Source organism: Agrilactobacillus composti DSM 18527 = JCM 14202 (genome assembly GCF_001436375.1).
In the GTDB taxonomy this organism is placed as follows: domain Bacteria; phylum Bacillota; class Bacilli; order Lactobacillales; family Lactobacillaceae; genus Agrilactobacillus; species Agrilactobacillus composti.
In genome coordinates this window covers 1-326 of sequence record NZ_AZGA01000059.1, presented here as the reverse complement: position 1 = coordinate 326, position 326 = coordinate 1, and the positions used below count along the sequence as shown (strand labels likewise).

The window sequence follows — 326 nt, the reverse complement described above, 5'->3', positions numbered from 1 at the left end:
TTAGCCAACGGCAAAGTGGTGCAGACTAAAACGGTGAACGCCGCCAGTCAATGGCAGTATAGTTTCACCAACTTGCCTAAGACCGACCAGGGTAAAGCTATTGTGTATACCGTCAGTGAAGACCCCGTGGCTAATTACACGACGAAAGTCACTGGCTATAATATCACCAATACCCACGTCAGCCAGCCGGCTACCACCACGATTAGTGGGACGAAGACCTGGGATGATGGGAACAACCAGGCTAAACAGCGACCAGACAGCATCAAGGTCAACCTGTTAGCCAACGGCAAAGTGGTGCAGACTAAAACGGTGAACGCCGCCAGTCA

Annotated in this window: 1 protein-coding gene; it reads left to right on the top strand. The window is 51.5% G+C overall.

The genetic code is table 11. The features are described from left to right. Positions 1-326, top strand: a 326-nt coding sequence (locus tag FC83_RS10165; RefSeq protein ID WP_156405594.1) for a Cna B-type domain-containing protein, incomplete at both ends; no start/stop codon positions are given.